Below are 388 nucleotides of genomic sequence, written 5' to 3'. Positions count from 1 at the left end.
GTGTGCGGCGTTGGCGGCGGGTGTGGGAGCAAGCCGGTGCTTCGGCCCTGCGGCGACGGGCAGCCACCGGACGCCCACCCAAGCTGGATGACACCCAGGCCGAGATGGTCCGGGCCGCGTTGGAGCAAGGTGCCCAGGCTCATGATTTCGAGGCCGACCTGTGGACCTTGGAACGAGTCGGCGCGGTCGTCACCCGGGCAACGGGGGTGGTGCTGTCGAGGGCGTCGGTGTGGCGGCTGCTGACCGGCCGGCTGGGATGGAGCCTGCAACGGCCCGAGCGGCGGGCGGCCGAGCGGGACGAGTCGCAGATCGCCCGCTGGATCGCGCACGAGTGGCCACGCATCAAAAAAGGGCCGTGAACACACGTGCCTGGATCGTCTTCCTCGAC

General features: G+C 70.4%; 1 protein-coding gene. It reads left to right on the top strand.

Going from position 1 to position 388, the window contains the following annotated elements:
* The coding region (locus IG78_RS0141180; RefSeq protein ID WP_037703458.1) for a winged helix-turn-helix domain-containing protein at positions 1 to 359 on the top strand (359 nt) is incomplete at its 5' end.
* Between the last annotated feature and the right edge of the window lie 29 nt (positions 360 to 388).

It is taken from the genome of Streptomyces aureocirculatus (assembly GCF_000720475.1).
Lineage (GTDB): Bacteria > Actinomycetota > Actinomycetes > Streptomycetales > Streptomycetaceae > Streptomyces > Streptomyces aureocirculatus.
This window is presented reverse-complemented; position numbering and strand designations above follow the sequence as displayed.